The organism is Psychromonas sp. MB-3u-54 (assembly GCF_002836415.1).
Classification (GTDB): Bacteria; Pseudomonadota; Gammaproteobacteria; order Enterobacterales; family Psychromonadaceae; genus Psychromonas.
Genome location: NZ_PJBP01000111.1, coordinates 1 through 21,184 on the forward strand (window position 1 = coordinate 1; position 21,184 = coordinate 21,184).

Annotated in this window: 20 protein-coding genes; 3 read left to right on the top strand and 17 right to left on the bottom strand. The window is 40.3% G+C overall.

Annotation, left to right across the window (positions count from 1 at the left end):
* The 4 genes from CXF72_RS05400 to coaE all read right to left on the bottom strand — a co-directional run.
* The coding region (locus CXF72_RS05400) for a HopJ type III effector protein (protein WP_198552514.1) at nt 1-233 on the bottom strand (233 nt) is incomplete at its 3' end.
* Nucleotides 234-241: 8 nt separating this feature from the next.
* Nucleotides 242-433 carry a DNA gyrase inhibitor YacG gene (gene yacG, locus CXF72_RS05405; RefSeq protein ID WP_101037474.1) on the bottom strand — a complete coding sequence of 64 codons (192 nt, stop codon included), beginning with the start codon at nt 431-433 and terminating at the stop codon, nt 242-244.
* Between the two features lie 26 nt (nt 434-459).
* Nucleotides 460-1,191 carry a cell division protein ZapD gene (gene zapD / locus CXF72_RS05410; protein WP_101037476.1) on the bottom strand — a complete coding sequence of 244 codons (732 nt, stop codon included), beginning with the start codon at nt 1,189-1,191 and terminating at the stop codon, nt 460-462.
* A 79-nt stretch (nt 1,192-1,270) separates the two neighbouring features.
* Nucleotides 1,271-1,867 (bottom strand): dephospho-CoA kinase, encoded by a 597-nt coding sequence (gene coaE, locus CXF72_RS05415; protein ID WP_101037478.1) that lies wholly within the window; start codon nt 1,865-1,867, stop codon nt 1,271-1,273.
* A 172-nt stretch (nt 1,868-2,039) separates the two neighbouring features.
* On the opposite strand from coaE, the gene nadC reads away from it, so the two are divergent.
* Both nadC and CXF72_RS05425 read left to right on the top strand, forming a co-directional pair.
* Nucleotides 2,040-2,894 (top strand): carboxylating nicotinate-nucleotide diphosphorylase, encoded by an 855-nt coding sequence (nadC, locus tag CXF72_RS05420; protein WP_101037480.1) that lies wholly within the window; start codon nt 2,040-2,042, stop codon nt 2,892-2,894.
* Nucleotides 2,895-3,180: 286 nt separating this feature from the next.
* The gene (locus tag CXF72_RS05425) at nt 3,181-4,020 is read left to right on the top strand and encodes a DNA ligase (protein WP_101037482.1); all 840 of its coding nucleotides are present in this window, start codon (nt 3,181-3,183) and stop codon (nt 4,018-4,020) included.
* 11 nt (nt 4,021-4,031) lie between these two features.
* On the opposite strand, the gene mutT is transcribed toward CXF72_RS05425, so the two are convergent.
* Both mutT and secA read right to left on the bottom strand, forming a co-directional pair.
* The gene (gene mutT / locus CXF72_RS05430) at nt 4,032-4,412 is read right to left on the bottom strand and encodes an 8-oxo-dGTP diphosphatase MutT (RefSeq protein ID WP_101037484.1); all 381 of its coding nucleotides are present in this window, start codon (nt 4,410-4,412) and stop codon (nt 4,032-4,034) included.
* A gap of 236 nt (nt 4,413-4,648) precedes the next feature.
* Nucleotides 4,649-7,369: a preprotein translocase subunit SecA gene (secA, locus tag CXF72_RS05435; protein WP_101037486.1), complete on the bottom strand. Its 2,721-nt coding sequence runs from the start codon at nt 7,367-7,369 to the stop codon at nt 4,649-4,651.
* Nucleotides 7,370-7,736: 367 nt separating this feature from the next.
* On the opposite strand from secA, the gene CXF72_RS05440 reads away from it, so the two are divergent.
* Entirely contained in the window at nt 7,737-8,189 is a 453-nt protein-coding gene (locus CXF72_RS05440; protein ID WP_232784889.1) for a DciA family protein, read from the top strand.
* 51 nt (nt 8,190-8,240) lie between these two features.
* Here the strand turns inward: CXF72_RS05440 and lpxC are convergent, their stop codons facing one another.
* From lpxC to CXF72_RS05495, 11 genes are all read right to left on the bottom strand, one after another.
* Nucleotides 8,241-9,167 (bottom strand): UDP-3-O-acyl-N-acetylglucosamine deacetylase, encoded by a 927-nt coding sequence (gene lpxC / locus CXF72_RS05445; RefSeq protein WP_101037490.1) that lies wholly within the window; start codon nt 9,165-9,167, stop codon nt 8,241-8,243.
* 84 nt (nt 9,168-9,251) lie between these two features.
* Complete coding sequence (gene ftsZ, locus CXF72_RS05450; RefSeq protein WP_101037492.1) at nt 9,252-10,415, bottom strand: cell division protein FtsZ; 1,164 nt, start codon at nt 10,413-10,415, stop codon at nt 9,252-9,254.
* A gap of 34 nt (nt 10,416-10,449) precedes the next feature.
* Nucleotides 10,450-11,715, bottom strand: a complete 1,266-nt coding sequence (gene ftsA, locus CXF72_RS05455; protein WP_101037494.1) for a cell division protein FtsA — start codon at nt 11,713-11,715, stop codon at nt 10,450-10,452.
* Between the two features lie 58 nt (nt 11,716-11,773).
* Nucleotides 11,774-12,511, bottom strand: a complete 738-nt coding sequence (locus tag CXF72_RS05460; protein WP_101037496.1) for an FtsQ-type POTRA domain-containing protein — start codon at nt 12,509-12,511, stop codon at nt 11,774-11,776.
* 4 nt (nt 12,512-12,515) lie between these two features.
* On the bottom strand, nt 12,516-13,436 hold the full coding sequence (locus CXF72_RS05465; RefSeq protein WP_101037498.1) for a D-alanine--D-alanine ligase: 921 nt from the start codon (nt 13,434-13,436) through the stop codon (nt 12,516-12,518).
* Complete coding sequence (murC, locus tag CXF72_RS05470) at nt 13,436-14,896, bottom strand: UDP-N-acetylmuramate--L-alanine ligase (RefSeq protein ID WP_101037500.1); 1,461 nt, start codon at nt 14,894-14,896, stop codon at nt 13,436-13,438. Before murC ends, CXF72_RS05465 begins: the two co-directional genes overlap by 1 nt.
* Nucleotides 14,897-14,953: 57 nt before the next feature.
* Complete coding sequence (gene murG / locus CXF72_RS05475) at nt 14,954-16,021, bottom strand: undecaprenyldiphospho-muramoylpentapeptide beta-N-acetylglucosaminyltransferase (RefSeq protein WP_101037502.1); 1,068 nt, start codon at nt 16,019-16,021, stop codon at nt 14,954-14,956.
* On the bottom strand, nt 16,011-17,231 hold the full coding sequence (ftsW, locus tag CXF72_RS05480; protein WP_101037505.1) for a putative lipid II flippase FtsW: 1,221 nt from the start codon (nt 17,229-17,231) through the stop codon (nt 16,011-16,013). The genes murG and ftsW overlap by 11 nt, the downstream gene beginning before the upstream one ends.
* On the bottom strand, nt 17,231-18,568 hold the full coding sequence (gene murD, locus CXF72_RS05485; protein ID WP_101037507.1) for a UDP-N-acetylmuramoyl-L-alanine--D-glutamate ligase: 1,338 nt from the start codon (nt 18,566-18,568) through the stop codon (nt 17,231-17,233). Before murD ends, ftsW begins: the two co-directional genes overlap by 1 nt.
* Nucleotide 18,569: 1 nt before the next feature.
* Complete coding sequence (gene mraY / locus CXF72_RS05490) at nt 18,570-19,652, bottom strand: phospho-N-acetylmuramoyl-pentapeptide-transferase (RefSeq protein ID WP_101037509.1); 1,083 nt, start codon at nt 19,650-19,652, stop codon at nt 18,570-18,572.
* A gap of 39 nt (nt 19,653-19,691) precedes the next feature.
* The gene (locus CXF72_RS05495) at nt 19,692-21,122 is read right to left on the bottom strand and encodes a UDP-N-acetylmuramoyl-tripeptide--D-alanyl-D-alanine ligase (RefSeq protein WP_101037511.1); all 1,431 of its coding nucleotides are present in this window, start codon (nt 21,120-21,122) and stop codon (nt 19,692-19,694) included.
* Between the last annotated feature and the right edge of the window lie 62 nt (nt 21,123-21,184).

Sequence of the window (21,184 nt, forward strand, 5' to 3'; positions counted from 1 at the left end):
TCACCAAAACATGCCAGTGTTTGTGGTGCAGTTAAATCGTGTAATTTTGCAAAAGAGAAGATCTTACATGAGCCGGAGTTTTGACCCGCTAAATTTAAATGCGGACCATTTTTAAACGCGGTTTCGGTAAAGTTATAATATTTTTCAATCAAATCTAACAGATCAGAAAAGACTATCTCTTGAGGTTGACTTTTTATTTTTTCTAAAAATTCATTCATTAACATAACAATCATTTCACCTTTTACGAATCAAAATAAATAGTTTTATCCGCGGGCATATTTTCGGGACTAACAGACTCACCTTCAATCACCTTCTCTTCAGAAGCCCATTCACCGAGATCAATTAGTTGACAACGTTTACAACAAAATGGACGGTGACCGTTTTCAATTATCCATTCGACTTTTTTCTTACAGGTTGGGCAGTTAACTATCATATAAAACTCCTCGCAATATAAAACGCCTAGCAACACATTTGCTGAAAATCGATACTGTCTAAGGTGTTTTTTTCACTTTCAGCGTTCATAAATCGGATTGAATAACGCTGGTTGTGCCCGCTTATAACAGGATACACGCCTTGTTTTTGATCAACTTTGACAACGATAAAACCACACTTTTCAACTTCCGCCTGATAAAAACCATTTTTAGCAATCTGTTTTGTATCAACCGCTTGAGAGCGCTTTATTTTTAGAAATAATGTTAATGCTTTTTCTAAACTGGCAAAATGACTAAACCAGGATTGTGCATCATTCTGACGTTTTTCCAAGTCACCGGCTAACCAAAAGTGAAACTGTGGTAAATCAAAATTACAGGTACCACCTGGAATAAAAAAACGCTGTTTTAAAGAAGTTAAAAGACGGTTATCTTTAAAAAACCGCAGTTGTTTTGACAGACGCAGTACTGCTTGAATGAGCCCCTCAATTTCTGAAATTAAATCGGTCACCGCTTTCTGATCAACGGCAGCATGGTTTAACCACTTTCTCATCTGTTCAGATAATAAACGTAAATCCTTGACCAAATCATGACGAATATCGCTACGTTCAGCTAATTCAACCAATTCCAGAAGGGCTTTAAAAAAAATAGTTGAGTCATTTACATGCTCAAAAGAGAGACTCATTTTAAGCTGAGTGAAGAGAGATTCAAAACGTAAATAACTACGATTTTTCTCATTTAGAGGGTATTCAAAAACGATCATTTTTATCTAAATATCTCCATGAAAAACGAGAAGAATACAGCAAAATGGGACAAACAGGAAACAAATAACGGTTATTTGATTAGTTTTTCAATTTACGAAATTGAGCATCAAGCTGCTGCACTCTCTTTTTTAGTGCTAGTAGAGTGAGGTCATTATTATCGATAATAAAATCCGCTTTCTGCAGGCGCGTCTGCCTGTCTATTTGACTCGCAATGATAGCATCAATAACCTCCTTACCGGCACCGTCACGTGCACAAGCTCTTGTTACTTGTAAAGCCGGGCAGGCATCAACAACCAAGTCATAATCGCTTAATTTATTCAAATTATTCTCAAATAATAAGGGTGCTTCCAATAGAACATAATCCCCCTTGGCCTTAGCGAGCTGCTCAACCATCTGAGCGCGAATAAGCGGATGCAGTAAGTTATTGAGCCAGCATTTTTCCTGCTCATTTTTAAAAACAATCTGGCGTAAAAAAGTGCGGTTGAGCTCCCCGTCCATCAGCACCTCATTACCGAAATGCAGCTCAATTTTCCGCAATGCCGGTTGTCCTTTTTCAACAACTTGCCGTGCCACAAGATCCGCATCAATAATCTGAACCCCTAATTCGGAAAAAAAACGGGACACCGTCGATTTGCCACTACCAATCCCACCCGTCAAGCCAATAATTAATGTCATAATATTCCTTTATATGCAAATGACTGAAGATACCTCTTCAAGTAATTTGCGTATAGGTTAGATTTATTTTTATTTTTCTTTTTATTTAATATAGGAGTTGTCACTTTAGAACATTGGTATTAACAATGCATTAAGGTAATATTTGTTTTTTTATTATTAATGGAAATTCAGCATGGTTGCACAAGAAATAATTCAGAGTGTCAAAATCGCGTTAGATGAAGATTTAAACGGTCTCTCTCCACTTGAAGGTGATATCACGGCGAATTTAATTCCCGATGGTAAACAAGCTAAAGCGATGGTTATAACACGTGAAGATGCGGTTTTTTGTGGCCAAGCATGGACAGAAGAGATCTTCCGCCAACTGGGAAATCAAGTGAAAATAACTTGGTTTGTCAAAGAGGGTGATTTTGTTAAAGCCAATAGTCAGTTATTTAGTCTTGAAGGCGCAGCGCGCACTTTATTAACAGGTGAACGTACTGCGCTTAATTTTATACAAACATTGTCAGGTATTGCAACAACGGTGAAACAGTACACGGATTTAATTGCGGAAACCGATTGTAAATTACTGGATACCCGTAAGACCTTACCCGGTTTACGTAATGCCTCTAAATATGCCGTGTTATGTGGTGGCGGCTTGAACCACCGTTTAGGTCTGTATGATGCCTATTTAATTAAAGAAAACCACATTATGGCTTGTGGCGGCATTGAAGCGGCAGTCAAAATGGCTAAAACACAACACCCGGAGCGATTGGTCGAAGTGGAAGTGGAATCTATTGCGGAATTAAAAGAAGCATTAGCTGCGGGTGCAGAGCGTATTATGTTAGATAACTTCAGTATTGCAATGATGTTGGAAGCAGTGGCAATTAAGAGTGAAGGCTCAAACTCGACGGCAAAGTTAGAAGTTTCAGGTAATGTTAATAGCGATACTATCCTTCCCTACGCAAAAACGGGTGTGGATTATATTTCCGTGGGCGCTTTAACCAAACATGTACGTGCCATTGATTTATCAATGCGTTTTATAGCTTAATAGCAAGTTCATTGATTTTATGTTCATTTATGCGGGTTAAAATACAGGCTAGCTGGACATCAACTCTCTTTTAGTTTTGCTCTTAATTTGATTCATAGCATATCGTCATTAAAAAATGAGTTAGTGAACAGCTAAACGATACAAAATAGTTTCCTACTCTTTTGTATCATTAGAACAGCTAGTTACTACAATCAATGTCTACTCCTGCATCTGGTTAGTGGACTTGCTATTATTTGTATTTATTAAAAACCTCCCTAAACTTGTTGGACTGTTTAGGGAGTTTTTTATGTCATATAAAACATTATTTTTTCTACTTTGTCTTTTTTCACCCTTATCTCATGCCAACGAAAACTTATCTCCTCCGATTCAACTTGCTACCCTTTATCATCAGGACATTAATGTCCAAGCATACTGGGTAAGTGAGAAATTGGATGGTGTGCGTGCTTATTGGAATGGCAAACAACTCATTTCCAAACAGGGTAATGTTTTTAATGCGCCTAAGTGGTTTATTAAAGATTTCCCGCCGCAGCCCTTAGATGGCGAGTTGTGGATTAATCGTCATCTATTTGAAAAAGTTTCAGGGATCGCACGAAAACAGCAGCCCATTGACCAAGAGTGGCGAAAAATCTCTTTTATGATTTTTGACCTGCCGGGCTCTGACGCTGACTTCACATCCCGTTTACAACTAATAAAAACATTAATTAAGTCAAGTGAGTCAGCTTACCTAAAAATGATTAAACAGCAACGCGTTGAAAATAATGAGCAGCTGCAATTATTATTAGAACAGACACTAACGAAGGGGGGTGAAGGTTTAATGCTGCATAAAGGGAAGGCTTATTATCAGGTAAAACGCAGTAAAGATTTAATGAAATTAAAAAAGTATGAAGATGCAGAAGCGGTTGTTATTGAGCATTTTTCAGGTAAAGGAAGAAACACCGGCAGGCTTGGATCGTTACTGGTTGAAACAAAAGAGGGAATTCAATTCAAAATTGGTACTGGATTCTCTGATATCGAGCGTGAAAACCCGCCGCCTATTGGTGCGACAGTCACTTACAAATATACGGGAAAAACAAAAAACAATGTTCCCCGTTTTGCCAGCTTTATGCGTATCAGAGACTCTTATTAAAGATTAAAGTGTTACAGTTTTTTTATAATCGCGGCATTGGCATCGGGAAATGAAAATTCATCTAATTCCGCTTTATTAACCCACTGCATTCTTTGCCCCTCTTGAGCCAGTGCCTCACCGTCAAATTGACTGACCAGAAAAAAATTAAGGTTTAATTGCTTATCACCATAATCAAAAAATTTTGTCTCTAATAAACGATAGTCAAGCGCCGTTATTCCGACTTCTTCTTTTAATTCTCTTAACATGGCCTGTTCTGCGCTTTCATTTTTGTTGATTTTCCCCCCAGGGAACTCCCACTTTCCACCTTGGTGAACATGATCTGGACGCAAACAGATTAAAAATAAATTTTGTGAATTTTTTACAATCGCAATACTAATATCAATATTTTTCATAAAAGTCCTTTAAAACCATAAAAAAAGGCTCTTCTTAAAAGAGCCTTTTTACAGCAGTTAAATCTTATACCAATTCTACTAATTATGTGATCTATTTAGGCGCCGGAAAAACAAATGAAAGCAAGGCATTGATTGCAGTAACTAGTTGTTCTAATTATAAAATCAATTACGAAGCTAGCATTCATTTTAACCCGTATAAATGAATAGAGAATTAATATATTTGGTATTCAGAAAAACTAGCCAAGTTTACCATGGCACTGTTTGAATTTTTTACCCGAGCCGCATGGGCAGGGTTCATTGCGCCCCACTTTTTTATCGTTGCGTACAAAAGTATCATCGTCAGTCTTTTCTTCGCTAACAATTTCACCCTTATTCGCCTGCGCATGCTGCATTTCCAGCTGGGCCTGAGCTTCAGCCTCACGGCGCTGTTCTTGAATTGCCTCAGCTTCTTCCTTTGACTGCACTTGCACTTTCGAAAGGATAATCACAACTTCGCGTTTTAAGTTTTCCAACATTTCTAAAAACAATTCAAAGGACTCGCGTTTGTACTCTTGCTTAGGATCTTTTTGGGCATAACCACGTAAATGAATACCCTGGCGTAAATGATCCATTGCCGCAAGGTGCTCTTTCCACAAAGTATCTATTGTTTGCAGCATCACCGATTTTTCAAAACTGGCAATAATTTCTGGACCCACCTGTTCTTTTTTCGCGATATATGAAGCTTTTGCATGCTCCACAATTTTTTCACGAATGCTTTCTTCTTGCAGATTTACATCATCAGTTAACCATTGCTGAACAGGTAAATCGACTAAAAAGTCAGCTTTTAAACGCTGTTCTAAGCCTTCAAGATCCCATTGCTCAGTGAGTGAATGAGGAGGAACATATTCATTAACACAATTATTAAACACATCATCCCAGATTTGCTCAATGGTTTCAGTGATCTCTTCACTGTCAATTACACCGTTACGCTGCTGATAAACCACTTTACGTTGTTCATTAGACACATCATCAAAATCGAGAAGAGATTTACGCATATCAAAATTTCGACCTTCAACTTTACGTTGCGCATTCTCAATAGCACGTGATACCCAAGGGTGCTCAATAGCCTCACCCTTTTCCATGCCCAATTTTTTCATCATATTAGTTACTTTCTCTGAAGCAAAGATACGCATCAGAGAGTCTTCCATTGATAAATAGAAACGGCTTTCACCAGGATCACCCTGCCGCCCGGAACGGCCGCGTAGTTGGTTATCAATACGACGAGATTCATGCCGCTCAGTACCAACAATGTACAAGCCGCCCGCCTCTAATACTTTTTTATGCTCTGCTTTCCAAAGCTCTTTTTCTGCTTCTATTTTCTCGGGGCTAACATCGCCTAACTTATCCAAACGAGCTTCCAGATTACCACCGAGAACGATATCGGTACCTCGGCCCGCCATATTTGTTGCAATGGTCACACTGCCTAACGCACCGGCTTGAGCAATAATATCAGCTTCTTTGGCATGGAATTTAGCGTTTAAAACACTGTGTTTTATTTTTGCTTTATCCATTAAATCGGATAATAACTCAGAGTGTTCAATGGACACTGTGCCGATCAGGATGGGTTGTCCTTTCTCCAGACGCGGTTTAATATCATCGACAATAGCTTGATATTTTTCCTGTTCAGTTAAATAAACCAAGTCTCCGCCATCTTTACGGATCATCGCTTGATTGGTTGGAATCACAATGGTTTCTAAGCTATAAATAGACTGGAATTCAAATGCCTCAGTATCAGCAGTACCTGTCATGCCGGCCAATTTTTCATAGAGACGGAAGTAGTTTTGGAAAGTGATCGATGCTAATGTTTGGTTTTCATTTTGAATTTTCACACTTTCTTTAGCTTCTACCGCCTGGTGCAAACCTTCAGACCAGCGCCGCCCGGGCATTGTCCGTCCGGAGTGTTCATCAACAATAACCACTTCACCCTTTTCGGTGACTATATATTCAACATCTTTTTCAAACAGCGTATGCGCACGCAACGCGGCATTTACATGGTGTAATAAACTAATGCTGGCGGCTGAATAGAGTGATTGATTTTCATCAAGTAAACCACGATCTTGTAGAATAAGCTCTACTTTTTCTTGACCGCGTTCCGTGAGTAAAACCTGCTTATTTTTTTCATCAACAGTGAAATCCCCTTCCCCGATATATTCTTCAGTGTCTTCTTTATCCTGTTGATTTAACATTGGGATAACAGTATTCAACTCAGTATATAGCGTAGAATCACCATCGGTCGGACCTGAGATAATTAGCGGCGTTCTTGCTTCATCGATTAAAATTGAGTCAACTTCATCGATAATGGCATAGTGTAACGAGCGCATAACACGCTGCTGTGCTTCAAAGGCCATATTATCGCGCAGATAATCAAAACCAAATTCATTATTAGTACCATAAGTGATGTCAGCGGCATAAGCGGCGCGTTTCTGATCGCCAGACATACCCGATATATTAATACCAACGGTTAGCCCTAAAAATTCAAAAAGTTTAGCATTCCACTTAGCATCACGTTCGGCAAGATAATCATTTACCGTTATAACATGCACACCTTTACCGGTTAGTGCATTGAGATAAGCAGGTAATGTAGCCGTTAATGTTTTACCTTCACCGGTACGCATTTCAGCAATTTTATTGTCATTTAAGACCATACCGCCAATTAACTGCACATCAAATTGACGCATACCAAAAACGCGCTCAGATGCATTACGTACCACTGCAAAGGCTTCAACAAGAATTTTATCCAAGCTTTCACCCGATGCGAGACGCTCTTTAAACTCGACCGTTTTAGCTTTTAATTCCTCATCGGACAGCGCTTTAATTTGTGGTTCTAACTTATTAATTTCATCTGCTACTTTACGTAGCTTCTTTAAATAACGGTCATTACGACTGCCTAGTATTTTTGTTATTAGCCCTGTAATCATTTCACTTTCTCATTCTATAAAAATTAAATGTAAACCCGTTTCGCACCAACGCCACGTTTGACAACCGCTGACGTTTCTTTAAAACTACGCATTGATAAAGTTATTGCCATATTAAAAAATCGACCAATTTAAAATAATGCCTGAATAGCAACCAGATAACCAATCTATACTGAAATGGACTTTAATTAAAGTAGATGGAGATTACCTTTTGGAATTTCAAGCCCTTAAATCAGTTTTTGTTTGTCCTGCCTAAAAAAAAGGGAAATCAGCAGGCATTTATTTTTATCTCTAAAAATACAGAATCTGTTTCCTTACTTGAATAGATAACCGCTATACTGAACATTGTGTCTTCACAATGTTGAAATTAATGAATAGAACCCGACAACCAAAATCCGTTTCTTCGTTATTAAATAAAAGCGGTTTGCAGCATGATGTAACAGTGATTATGGCGCTGAACAGTTTACTACAAAGCCATTTGAAACAACATAATATCCCTGGATGCAGGATAGGCAGCTTACAAAATGGGATCTTGCTTATAGAAATCCCGGATGCAACCTGGACGATGCGCCTGCAATTTATGCGCACTGAGCTGCTGACATTATTACGTCAACGGGTTCCATCTCTATTACGGATCAAAATAAAGGTAAACCCAGCGCTCTCTAGCACCCGCAAAATGCAGCATAGCTCACCGAAAAAAAACATTAAACGAGCAACTAAAATGCCCGCTGATATTGCAGAGTCATTTTTAGCATTAGCTGAGAATGCCGAGCCGGGATTGCAAAAAGCCTTACGCTCATTAGCGAACTATTCTAAAAAATAAATTGATAAAAAATAACAAAAAAAAACCTTTAGAAAACTAAAGGTTTTTTATTTAGAGGGCAAAAACAGGCGAGACGTATTGAATGGGTGATTCACTTACAGGCTCTTCAAATGTGACCATTTCCCAAGCCTCTTGGTCGGCCAGTAAAGCACACAAAAGTTGGTTATTAAGTGCATGCCCTGTTTTAAAAGCTTTAAGATGGCCTAAAATAGTATAACCAGAAAGATAAAGGTCACCAATAGCATCCAACACTTTATGTTTTACGAATTCGTCTTCATAACGTAAGCCATCAGGATTTAATACTCGAAACTCATCTAAACCAATCGCATTATCCAAACTAGCCCCTAAGGCTAAATTATTTGATTGTAAATACTCGACACTTTTCATAAAGCCAAAGGTTCTCGCGCGACTGATCTCTTTTACAAAAAGATCACCGGAAAAATCCATTTTTATATGCTGATTTTGACCTTCAAAAACGGGGTGATCGAAGTCGATTTTAAAATCTAAACTAAAACCTTTATTCGATGGCTGTAATTCAGCCCATTTCCCCTCTTTTTCATCTTCAACTCGTACGGTTTTTTTAATACGAATAAATTTTTTCGGGCTGTTTAGCTCTTCAATACCCGCCGATTGCAGAAGAAAAATAAAAGGACTGGCACTGCCATCCATAATTGGAATTTCAGGAGCGTCAACATCAATAATTATATTATCAATACCCAACCCGGCAAGCGCAGCAGAAAGATGTTCTACCGTTGATATTTTTTGGCCCTGATCGTTCACTAAACAAGTGCATAAAAGCGTTTCTTGAACAGCTTGTGCATGCGCTTTGAAACTAACAATAGGATCAAGATCGGTACGGCGGTAGACAATACCGCTATTCGCTGGTGCAGGGTGGAATTCAATTTTCACCTTATTACCTGAGTGCAGGCCAATACCTATCGACTTGACACTCTTTTTAAGTGTTCTTTGTTTAATCATTGTTCCCCCTACCGCCGCTTTAGCGTTATATAATACGCGGGATTTTAGCAGTTTGTGATGAATATCGCAAACTGCTAATAATGATTAATCAGTCTGTTTACGTAAAAATGCAGGAATATCCAAGTAGTTTCCTTCCGGTTTTTCGGCACTTGTAGCCTTTTCCGTTATTGTTTCGGTCACAATCTCAGGCTTTTGCGCCTCAACCTTTGCCGTCGGAATTTTGACCGCAGAAAGATCTGATTTTCGCTCTCCAAGACCGGTTACAATAACAGTCACATGCAACTCTCCACTATCAATTTCAGGATTCACCGTTACCCCAAAAATAATTTGCGAGTCATCGGAAGCAAACTCTTTCAGCGCATCACCAACAATATGGTATTCATCCCAGCTGAAATCTAAGCCGGCAACTATATGCACTAACACGCCACGGGCATTTGAAAGGTCAACATCCTCAAGCAGCGGACAAGAGATAGCTTTCTCAACAGCAACTTCAGCACGGTCTTCGCCTGACGACACACCAATTCCCATTACGGCCGTCGTACCAGCTTCCGTCATAACAGTTCGAACGTCAGCAAAGTCAATGTTAATGGTACTTTCTTCATTATTGATGATCGCAGAAAAACCAGATACGGCATCATATAACACGCCGTTTGCAGCACTTAATGCATCGAGGAATGAGACGCCGCGCGGCAGTGATTTTTGCAGTTTATCATTAGGGATGATCAGCAATGAATCAATATGTTCAGCCAAACGCTCAATCCCTTGATTGGCATAATTAATACGTTTTTTACCTTCAAAGGTAGAAGGTTTAGAAACAACACCAATAGTCAAAGCACCCAGTTCTTTAGCTATCTCAGTGACAACCGGGGAAGCTCCTGTTCCTGTACCCCCCCCCATACCCGCCGCAATAAAAACCACATCTGCGCCGGTTAGTACCTCACGGATTCTGTCTTTATCTTCTAAAGCAGATTTATATCCAATTTCCGGATTTGCTCCGGCGCCGAGTCCATTGGTGATACCCGCACCAAGTTGTAAACGAATATCAGCTTTTGATGAGCGTAATGCTTGTGCATCAGTATTCATAGCAATGAATTCAGCACCGGCTAAGCCCTTTTCGATCATGTAGTTAATAGCATTACCACCGCCGCCACCTATGCCGACCACTTTGATAACAGCTTGTTGTTCATGCTCATCACTGATTATTTCAAACATTTGCTCTTTTTCCACTTTATATATATTATCGGACATAGTATCACCGCCTTGGTTATACAAAAATTGATTATTAATATTCTTTTTTAATTCTATTTATAATCACCGAGAAACGACTTGTTATTCTACTTAAAATCACCGAGAAACGACTTGCATCGGCGCTTTCATCATTTTTGCTAAAGGATGCGCTTTTAACACGTAACAAACCTACAACGGTTGAATAAGCAGGTGTCGCAACATCATCGACTAAACCTTGCAAATTATCTGGTTTCCCTATCCGTACTTGCATATTATCAAACGTTTTCTCTGCAACCTCAACCAAACCTATCATTTGTGCCGCACCACCGGTTATAACAATACCGGCAGCCAATTGCTGTTTTAGGCCTTCCATGTCAGAGCCATTGCCGAGCTTGCATAACTCTTGTTTTATTAAATCTAATAATTCACTATAGCGAGCTTCAATCACATCGACTAACATTTGCCGTTGCAGAGTGCGTGCATCTCGCCCGCCAACACTTATCAATTCAATTCTTTCGTCGGGATCTATGCTCTCGCGCTGTAAACAGCCATAATTGATTTTTATTTTTTCCGCCGAATTCTGCGGTGAACTAAAGGTAATAGCAATATCATTGGTAACTGAATTTCCCGCATAAGCCAGTACTGAGCTATGCCGTAATGCACCTGCAACATAAACAGATATGTCCATCGTACCGCTGCCTATATCAACAAGACAAACGCCTAATTTTTTTTCATCTTCACTTAAAATAGCGGCACTAGATGCAACACCGGAAAAGGTGAGTTGTTCGATTGACAAACCACATAATTCAACCGCTTTTTCTAAATTTTTAACAAAGCCATTATGACAGGTAATTAAATGCACATCCGCTTTTAGTTTAACTCCCGCTAACCCCAGCGGGTTACTAATACCTTCTTGAGAATCAATTGCATATTGTTGCGGGATCACATCTAATAAACGTTGGTCATCACGTATTTTAATTGATGCGGCGTTATGCAGCACACTGTCCATGTCATAAGAAGAGACTTCCTTATCCTCGATAGCCCAGGTACCCGATTCATTTATTGATTCAATATGCGCACCAGAAACAGATAAATTCACCCAGGAAACTTTACAATTGGCCATCTCTTCAGCAACCGTTAATGCGCTTTTAATCGCAGTGACAACGGAATCTAAATCAGTAACAGAACCTTTATCAACACCTTTTGCGGGCACCTCTCCTCTGCCCACGATATTGGTCATATTATTGGCCATTTGTTCTCCAATTAAGAGTACAATTTTACTGCTGCCAATATCTAATCCAACTGTATAGTTACTTTCCATACTCAAAACTCACCGTTATCCTTATTAAACTGCACAATCTTGGGTTATATATTAAATATCAAGATTTACCTTTTTGCCAACCAATCGCTATCCCGGTATCATAACGCAAGTCTAAATAATCAATGGTACCAACATCGTATTTATTTTTTATTAATGGAAATACACTTAAAAAACGTTGAATACGATCCAGTTTTTGTTCTTTGCCTAAGCGTAATGCAATACCGTTATCTAAAATGATCTTACTTGAATTACGCTTATCGCTGCTTAATAATTTAATCTTAAATTTATTTACTTTTAATAACTGTTCAACTTCCAGATAAGTTTGTAATACTTGCTTAACAAATTCATCTTCACCATTGAGTCTAATATATTTATTTGAAATACCCTCCGGAGAGGTATGAATAATATCACCTGCCTGGTTTAACAGCGCGCTATTGTTCCAAATTGCAATAATGGATTGCTCAACAATGTGAATTTTTATTGTATCAGGCCATTGTTTGCGTATTGACGCAGAATAAACCCATGGCATCTCTTCAAGCTGTTTCTGAATTTGTGCAATTTCCAGCGTAAAAAAATTCAACCTGTTTTTTTGCTCTTTTAATACGCCGCGCACCTCATTCGATGAAACGTGCTGCATATCGCCCGTTAAAATTAAAAAGGTTAACGGTAAAGATTGTTGATCAGTTAACCATGATTTTAATTTTGAATAACTGCTTTGTAATCCATAAATTAAAATAAGAAAAAAAATCAAACCAATCCATTTGCCAATCTTGATTTCTTTAAATTTAGAAAGCATATAATTACAGTGTTTGCTTTAAAATTTCGATCGTAAGCGCATCAAAATCATAACCAGCTTGCTTCGCAGCTTTAGGGACTAAGCTTGTTTCTGTCATACCGGGCACGGTATTCACTTCTAATAAATACCATTGCCCTGACTTGTCGAGCATGAAATCCACTCGCCCCCATCCGCTGCAACCAATACCAGCAAAGGCATCTACCGCTAATTGATTTAATTCAGAAAGCTTCGCGGGTTCAAGACCACAAGGACAATAATATTGTGTCTCCGTTGATTGATACTTAGCCTGATAATCATAAAATGTATTATCAGTGTGCATCCGGATAGCCGGCAATGCTTTTCCATTTAATATGGATACCGTGTACTCTTGTCCGGTGATCCAGGTTTCAAGCAATACTTGTCGATCAAATTTAAAAGCCTCAGTCAATGCTTTAATAAGCTCCTTTGCAGTGCTTACTTTTGCCATGCCGATACTTGAGCCTTCAGCGACGGGTTTCACCATCACGGTGCCCGATAAACTTTTCAGTATCTGTTCGGCCTTCGCAGGGTCAAATGCCTCTTTAATGATAATTTTGTATTGAGCGGTCGGTAATTGCAGACTTTGCCAAATTTGTTTGGTCTTTGATTTATCCATTGCAATCGCCGAGCTTAAAACATCACTGCCTGTATAGGGAATATCCAATGCACTTAAAAACCCCTGTATAACACCATCTTCACCTCCTCGACCATGCAAGGCAATAAAAACGCGATCAAAATTTAATTTTTTTAGCTGCAGTAAATCATCAAACTTAGGATCAATCGCACAGGCATCAAGACCCTGACGCAACAATGCATTTAACACGGCTTTTCCAGAACGTAAGGACACTTCACGCTCTGCGCTGTGCCCCCCAAATAAAACCGCAACTTTACCAAAATCTAAACTCATTATACGCAGCTCGCTTTTTTCATTTTTACGATATTTAGTTGTAATTCAGCTAATGTTTTAACCACAGCACCAATATTGCCGGCCCCCTGTGTTAAAACAAGATCGCCATCGTCTATTATCTGCGCCAGCATGGCAGGCAGGACTTCAGGACTGGCTACAAAAATAGGCTCTTTACCACTGCGTTGCCGGATAGTACGGCATAAAGAGCGGCTATCAGCACCCGCGATAGCCGTTTCACCGGCAGGATAAACATCCAGCAGTAATAATTGATCTACTTGCGCTAAGACATGCGCAAAATCTTCATAGAGATCACGTGTTCTTGAATAGCGGTGTGGCTGATAAGCCATGACTAAACGTTTCTCCGGCCAAGCTGCACGCGCAGCATCAATGGTTGCTTGTACTTCCGTCGGATGGTGACCGTAATCATCAACCAAAATAGCTTTACCACGCCCGGTTTCAAATTCACCGTATTGTTCAAAACGGCGGCCAATACCGGCAAATTCATTAAGTGCCTTTGAAATGGAGGCATCATCAATATCGTCTTCCATTGCGACCGCGATCGCGGCAGCTGCATTTAATGCATTGTGTTTTCCCGGAAGATTAAGCTCTATTTTCATTGCCGGTTTATTAATTCTATGCACTAAAAATTCACTGCGATTGACGCATTGTGAGAAATCTGAAATACGAACATCCGCTTGTTGATGGAAACCATAAGTGACAGTTTGTCGCGCAAAACGCGGTATCAATTGTTCAATAACAGCATCATCAAGGCATACCACTGCAGTGCCATAAAAAGGCAAGTTTTGTATAAAGCGAACAAAGGTATCTTTTAATACTTCAAAATCCCCCTGGTAGGTATCCATATGGTCAGCTTCAATATTTGTCACTACTGAAACCATAGGTTGCAAATGTAAAAATGAAGCATCACTTTCATCGGCTTCTGCGATTAAATAGCGACTTTGCCCTAATTTTGCATTGGTGCCTGCGCTATTTAATAGACCGCCGATAACAAAAGTCGGATCGAGTTGAGCTTGCCCGTAAATACTCGCGATTAAGCTTGTTGTCGTGGTTTTCCCGTGTGTACCGGACACGGCAACACCATGACGATAACGCATCAATTCAGCCAGCATTTCTGCTCGGCGCACCACGGGAATGCGGGCCTGTTGCGCCGCTAATAGTTCCGGATTATCAGCCTTAATGGCAGTTGAAACCACCACCACTGACGCACCATATATATTATCCTGTTGATGACCAATGAAAATCTCAGCGCCGAGTGAGCGTAAACGTTTAACTACCGGATTTTCAGCAATATCAGATCCTGAAATTTTATAACCTTCATAGGCTAGTACTTCTGCAATGCCGCCCATACCTGCGCCACCGATCCCCACAAAATGGATTTGTTTAACACGGCGCATTTCAGGTACCGTAGTGCGTATTTGGGCTAGGTCAATTTTCATCATAATAAATCACTTGTCTAAAATAAAGTTGTAAGCCAGCAATATTTAATTGCACGTTGCTCAAACTAATTGATTACAGATAGATGCAACACGTTCGGTTGCATCAATAATGGCTGCTTTTCTACTCTTTTGCGACATCGCAGTCAATAATTTTCTATTGTGTAAGAAAAGACGCAAATAATCACTTATTTTTTTTGCGGTTAATTCTTTTTGTGCGATTAACACCGCCGCCTCTTGGAAGACTAAATATTGGGCATTTTTAGTTTGATGATCATCAACGGCATGGGGTAAGGGAACAAAAATCGCAGGTAAACCAACAACGGCTAACTCCGCAACAGTTAACGCCCCCGCGCGGCAAATAACCAAATCGGCCCAGTCGTAAGCACTCGCCATATCAGCAATAAATTCTTGCACATTTGCCTTAACATGCAGTTGTTGATAACTTTTTTGCACAGCCTGGTAATGTCCTTTGCCACTTTGATGCATGACATTAAGCTTGGCATCGTCAAATGAACTAAAAACGCTGGGTAATAAGTCATTTAATACTTTAGCCCCTAAACTCCCGCCAACGACGAGTACTTTAAGTGCCTCATTCTCAGCTGATATTTTTTTTACAGGCAACTCAATAAGCTGCTTGCGCACCGGGTTGCCGACCAGAATCGCTTTACCACTTTGAAAAGCACCCGAAAATCCCATTAATACACGCTTGGAAAAGAGTGATAGAATTCGGTTTGTTAACCCGGCGGTGGCATTTTGCTCATGTAAAATAACCGGAATCCCCATGCTCCAGGCGGCAATCCCCCCCGGTCCGCTGGCAAATCCGCCCATTCCCAATACTAGATCAACCTGACGCTTTTTTAACACAGAACGTGCTTGCCAGATCGATTTAATAATACGAATGGGTGCCATCAATAAACGCTTCAGGCCATTTCCCCGTATACCGGCAATATCGATAAAATCTATTTGATAGCCATGTTTAGGGACAAGTTGCGCTTCCATACGATCCGCTGTTCCCAACCAACTGACTGCCCAGCCTTGTTCTTTTAGTGCATCGGCCACCGCAAGTCCCGGAAAGACGTGTCCGCCCGTACCGCCTGCCATGACCACTAATGTTTTTTTATTGGACATCGGCTTCACCTGTTGTTTCCTTTAATTCGGATTTTTTAGTGCTTTTGACTTTTTTAATAAGCGTTTTTGCAGTTGCAATACGGGTTTCGTAATCAATACGTAATAATAAACCTATCGCCAGAGAGATACTAATCAGGCTCGAACCGCCATAACTTACTAAAGGAAGTGTTAACCCTTTGGTTGGTGCAATACCCGATGCTGCGCCAATATTAACAGCCGTTTGAAAGAAAAACCAAATAGCAATACCAATAGCAACATAGCCCGGGAAAACAAGGGTTTGCTTAAGCGCATTTTTACCAATAGAAAAGGCTTTATAAACCAAATAAAATTCCAACATAAGGACCAGGCTCACACCAACAAAACCTAACTCTTCTGCCAGTATTGCCATTATAAAATCCGTATGCGCTTCGGGTAGATAGTCCAATTTTTGGACTGAATTGCCTAAACCTTCTCCAAACCAACCCCCTCGGCCAAAAGCCATCAGCGATTGGGTTAATTGATAACTTCGGCCAAAGGGCTGCGCCCAAGGGTCTAAAAATCCAAAAACACGTTCCATACGATAGGGCGAGGTCATAATCAGGGCGATGATCGCCGTCAACAACGCGATACCGATACCAATAAATGAAATCAACTTTGCATCGGCAATAAATAACATGCCCATCATAATAACAATAATGACCACTATTGATCCCAAATCGGGCTGCAACAATAACAATAATGAGAAAGCAAATAATATGAACAAAGGTTTCATAAAACCTTTTATGGTATCGATCACTTCTTTTTGACGACGATAAAGATAACTTGCTAAAAAGAAAATAATCGCAGGTTTAGCAAATTCTGAGGGTTGTATATTCGCAGGACCTAATCGTAACCAACGGTGTGCTCCGTTTACTTCGGTCCCCACCAGCAGAACGGCAATCAGTCCTAAAAATATCAAACTAAGCATAACACCCTGGTAGTCATACCAACGTTTCATAGGGATACACACAACAGCGCATAACAACCCTAAACAAAGCAGCAAATAGAATGCTTGACGCTTAAGAAAACGAAAGGGATCGGCGGAAAGGGCAATACCTTCCGGAATTGAAGAGGATGCAACAATCACCATGCCAACACACATGAGGATAAACGTAGCAATTAAAAGTTGCCTGTCATAGGGTTGAGAGGGATTGTTCGACCGCCTTTGTATAAAACGATTAAATAATGCCATCAGTTTCTGCTCGCAGGCAATGCTCTGACTAAACGTTTAAAGTGTTCACCGCGTTGCATAAAGTTTTTATACATATCTAAACTGGCGCAGGCAGGGCTTAATATCACCAGATCCCCGGCTTGTGCCGTTGTGAAAATTTTATCAACGGCCTGATCTAAAGTTTCAACCAGCAGTGCACGTTTATTTTGTGCGGCTATTTCTGGGCCATCAACCCCAAAACAGAAAATCATCCCTTGGATCTCCTTTAATACAGGCGCTAACTCACTAAAATCAGCACCTTTGCCATCACCACCCAAAATAACATGCACCTTGCCGGCTATCGTTTCCGATAACCCCTCTAACGCAGCCTGCGCCGCACCGATATTAGTGGCTTTTGAATCGTTTATCCAACGAACATGGTTTATCTCCGCAACAAATTCACAACGGTGCGGCAAACCAGAGTATTCTTGCAGAGTCGTTAACATGTCGGTTTCGCTTAAACCTACAGCCTCGCCCAATGCCAAAGCGGCCAATGCATTCATCCAGTTATGCTTACCACTTAATGTTAGGTTTTTAACGGCGAGTATCGGCGAGCCATTTTTCGCCAAAAAAATCTGCTTATCTGCAGCGGTTAACAATCCATAAGCGCACTTATCAAAACCAAAGCTGGTTTTATTAATGAGATGATCTTTGGGGTGAGTCAGCTTATCATCGCGATTATACAATGCCATTTTGCATTGCTTATAGAGACGATGTTTCGCAGCCGTATACTGTGCGTAGGAATCATATCTATCCATATGATCTTCACTGATATTTAATATAGTTGCGATATCCGCATTTAATGAAAAGGTCGTTTCTAATTGAAAACTCGATAATTCTAGAATATACAAGTCAATTTCAGGATCCAGTAAATCAAGCGCGGGAATGCCAATATTACCACCAACAGCCACTTTTACTTTTGCAGCAACGGCCATCTCTCCAAGTAAACTGGTCACTGTACTTTTACCATTTGAACCGCTGATAGTGACTAATTTAGCATGTCTATAAGCAGGCTTTGAAAGCTCCCTAGCAAACAACTCAATATCACCAATAATCTCACAACCCTTGGCCAGGGCAAATTGTAATGCCGGCGTCGCCAATGCGATACCCGGGCTTGCGATAATCAAATCAAACTTGGCGAGTAACTCGAAGCTCAATTCACCTTTGAAAAGTTTAACTGAACCATCAAGCTTATCCTCACCGGGAGGGTTTTGCCGCGTATCAAATACGGTCACTTGATCACCTTGTTTTAATAAGAAATTAACACAAGATAATCCGGTTTCTCCAAGTCCTAGCACTGCAATCTGTTGGTTCGACATTTTAACGTACCTTTAGTGTCACTAATCCTATTAATACTAACACGATCGTAATAATCCAAAAACGGACAATAACACGTGGCTCAGGCCACCCTTTTTTCTCATAATGATGGTGAATGGGCGCCATTCTAAAAATGCGTCGTTTACGCATTTTATATGAACCTACCTGTAAAATAACCGACAGTGTTTCCACTACAAAAATCCCCCCCATAATAACCAGTAGAATTTCCTGACGAACTAAAACAGCAATAACACCGAGTAAAGCCCCCAATGACAGTGAACCCACATCCCCCATAAACACTTGTGCAGGGTAGGTATTGAACCATAAAAACCCTAACCCGGCTCCTACTATAGTGCCGCAGATAATGACTAATTCGCTGGCCTTAGGAATGTAGGGAATATACAAATACTGAGCGTAATTAACGTGGCTTGTCAGATAGGCAATTAATGCAAATGCAGCTGCAACCATTACCGTCGGCATAATAGCCAAGCCATCTAAACCATCGGTCAAATTAACCGCATTACTGCTTCCCACTACGGTAAAATAGACTAAAGGGATAAAAGCCAGACCGAGATAAGGCATATATTGTTTAAAAAATGGCATAACAAAAGTGAGTTCCGCCGGTGTTGTTGCGCTTAAAAACAACACAACCGCAAGCACCAGCGCCGTCACAGATTGCCAAAAATATTTCCAGCGGGCAATTAAACCGTCGGGGTGTTTACGGACAACTTTTAAATAATCATCCATAAAACCAATTGCACCGAAAGCAAGCGTTGTAAAGATCACTATCCACACATAAGAATTGTCCCATCTGGCCCATAATAAGCTTGAAAAAGTGATTGCACCGAGAATTAAAATGCCGCCCATGGTTGGCGTTCCGGCCTTACTGAAATGAGATTCAGGGCCATCGTCCCGGACTATTTGACCGATCTGAAACTTTTGTAAAAACCGTATTAATTTAGGCCCAAAGAACAGTGAAAATGCTAACGCGGTTAATACCGCCATAACAGTTCGCACCGACAGATATGTTAATACATTCAAAAATGTAAATTGGCTTGAAAGTAATTCTGCTAACCAGACGATCATAGTCTTATACCCTATTTATTAATTTTTATTGTGAGCACATCAAGCGCCGAGTTTATTTGCAGCCTGCTTGATAGAGTTAACAACCTCTTCCATTTTTGAACCACGCGAGCCTTTCACTAAAATCGTCAACTTATCGTTTTGTGCTGACAATACATTTTCTAAGTAAGCATTTAATTGTTTCTTATCAGCGAAGTGCAGGGCTTCACCCTGCCCTGCCTGTTTGAAAGCTTGATAGGTTTTAAAGGTAAGCTTACCGACCGTCATTAACTTTTCAATCCCCTTTTGCGCTGCATACTCACCAATTAGTTGGTGCTCATGTTCACTAAATTCGCCTAACTCTGCCATGTCTCCAAGGATAAGAAGATGAGCTGAAGCGTATTGTTGAAGCAGATCAATAGCCACTTTCACAGAAGCGGGGTTAGCGTTATAAGTATCATCAATCAAGGTGACTAATTCATTGAGTTGACGACTATCAACTCGCCCCTCAACCTGTTTAACGACACTTAAACCCGCCTGTATCTCCTTCAAATTACAGCCTAAGGCAATCGCCATGGTAGCGGCAGCAAGTGCATTACTGACATTATGTAATCCAGCTAAGTTCAATTCAATAGAGATTATCTGCGGATCCCCATGAAGCATCACATTAAGCTCAAAAGAAGCCTTACCTAAGGCTGAAAACTCAATATTTGACGCACCAACCTGCGCTTTTCTACCCTCACTCGAAAAAGTAAATACTCGTCTGTTTAATTTTTTCAATTGCGTTAAATATTCACTGGCAAAATCGGCATCTAAATTCACCACTGCAATCCCGGTTTCACTGAGACTTGACCAGATCTCTCCCTTTGCTTGTGCAACACCCTGCAGCGATCCAAAACCTTCAAGGTGAGCAGGCATCACATTATTGATTAATGCCACATCGGGTTTTGTGAGTTGTGCCGTATAGGCAATTTCACCTAAATGGTTAGCACCTAACTCGACCACGGCGTAACGTATTTTGTCGGTTAAACGCAATAAAGTAAGGGGTAAGCCGATATCATTATTAAAATTACCCGCTGTTGCCAACACACTTTCACTGTCACCCGCATGGCAGCAAAGTATTGCACTGAGTAATTCTTTGGTGGTGGTTTTACCATTACTGCCGGTAATAGCAGCGCATTTTAACCCACTTATTTGCTGTCTGACATAACTCGCTAATAAGCCTAAAGCGATTCTCGTATCTTTTACCAGAATACAGGGTAAATCTATTCCTGTTTTCTGATCAATTAATAATGCCCCCGCCCCCAGTTGCACGGCTTTATCTAAAAATTGGTGCGCATCAAAGCTTTCACCGCGCAGTGCGATAAACAGATCTCCAGATTGAATTTTTCTTGTGTCGGTGCTGATATTATTGAAAACAGTCTTCGAGTGCTCACAATTAATTACCTGCCCGGCGGTTGCTTTGGCTATTTCAGCAAGTGTTAGCCTGATCATCTTGATACCTTCTTCTTTTTTTTATTATTGTTATTATGCATGCTCGCTGTGGTCTGACAGTC

Excerpts from the sequence above, each read along its gene's own strand:
- yacG (WP_101037474.1), bottom strand. The coding sequence starts at position 433 with ATGATAGTTAACTGCCCAACCTGTAAGAAAAAAGTCGAATGGATAATT.
- zapD (WP_101037476.1), bottom strand. The coding sequence starts at position 1,191 with ATGATCGTTTTTGAATACCCTCTAAATGAGAAAAATCGTAGTTATTTA.
- coaE (WP_101037478.1), bottom strand. The coding sequence starts at position 1,867 with ATGACATTAATTATTGGCTTGACGGGTGGGATTGGTAGTGGCAAATCG.
- nadC (WP_101037480.1), top strand. The coding sequence starts at position 2,040 with ATGGTTGCACAAGAAATAATTCAGAGTGTCAAAATCGCGTTAGATGAA.
- CXF72_RS05425 (WP_101037482.1), top strand. The coding sequence starts at position 3,181 with ATGTCATATAAAACATTATTTTTTCTACTTTGTCTTTTTTCACCCTTA.
- mutT (WP_101037484.1), bottom strand. The coding sequence starts at position 4,412 with ATGAAAAATATTGATATTAGTATTGCGATTGTAAAAAATTCACAAAAT.
- secA (WP_101037486.1), bottom strand. The coding sequence starts at position 7,369 with ATGATTACAGGGCTAATAACAAAAATACTAGGCAGTCGTAATGACCGT.
- CXF72_RS05440 (WP_232784889.1), top strand. The coding sequence starts at position 7,737 with ATGAATAGAACCCGACAACCAAAATCCGTTTCTTCGTTATTAAATAAA.
- lpxC (WP_101037490.1), bottom strand. The coding sequence starts at position 9,167 with ATGATTAAACAAAGAACACTTAAAAAGAGTGTCAAGTCGATAGGTATT.
- ftsZ (WP_101037492.1), bottom strand. The coding sequence starts at position 10,415 with ATGTCCGATAATATATATAAAGTGGAAAAAGAGCAAATGTTTGAAATA.
- ftsA (WP_101037494.1), bottom strand. The coding sequence starts at position 11,715 with ATGGAAAGTAACTATACAGTTGGATTAGATATTGGCAGCAGTAAAATT.
- CXF72_RS05460 (WP_101037496.1), bottom strand. The coding sequence starts at position 12,511 with ATGCTTTCTAAATTTAAAGAAATCAAGATTGGCAAATGGATTGGTTTG.
- CXF72_RS05465 (WP_101037498.1), bottom strand. The coding sequence starts at position 13,436 with ATGAGTTTAGATTTTGGTAAAGTTGCGGTTTTATTTGGGGGGCACAGC.
- murC (WP_101037500.1), bottom strand. The coding sequence starts at position 14,896 with ATGATGAAAATTGACCTAGCCCAAATACGCACTACGGTACCTGAAATG.
- murG (WP_101037502.1), bottom strand. The coding sequence starts at position 16,021 with ATGTCCAATAAAAAAACATTAGTGGTCATGGCAGGCGGTACGGGCGGA.
- ftsW (WP_101037505.1), bottom strand. The coding sequence starts at position 17,231 with ATGGCATTATTTAATCGTTTTATACAAAGGCGGTCGAACAATCCCTCT.
- murD (WP_101037507.1), bottom strand. The coding sequence starts at position 18,568 with ATGTCGAACCAACAGATTGCAGTGCTAGGACTTGGAGAAACCGGATTA.
- mraY (WP_101037509.1), bottom strand. The coding sequence starts at position 19,652 with ATGATCGTCTGGTTAGCAGAATTACTTTCAAGCCAATTTACATTTTTG.
- CXF72_RS05495 (WP_101037511.1), bottom strand. The coding sequence starts at position 21,122 with ATGATCAGGCTAACACTTGCTGAAATAGCCAAAGCAACCGCCGGGCAG.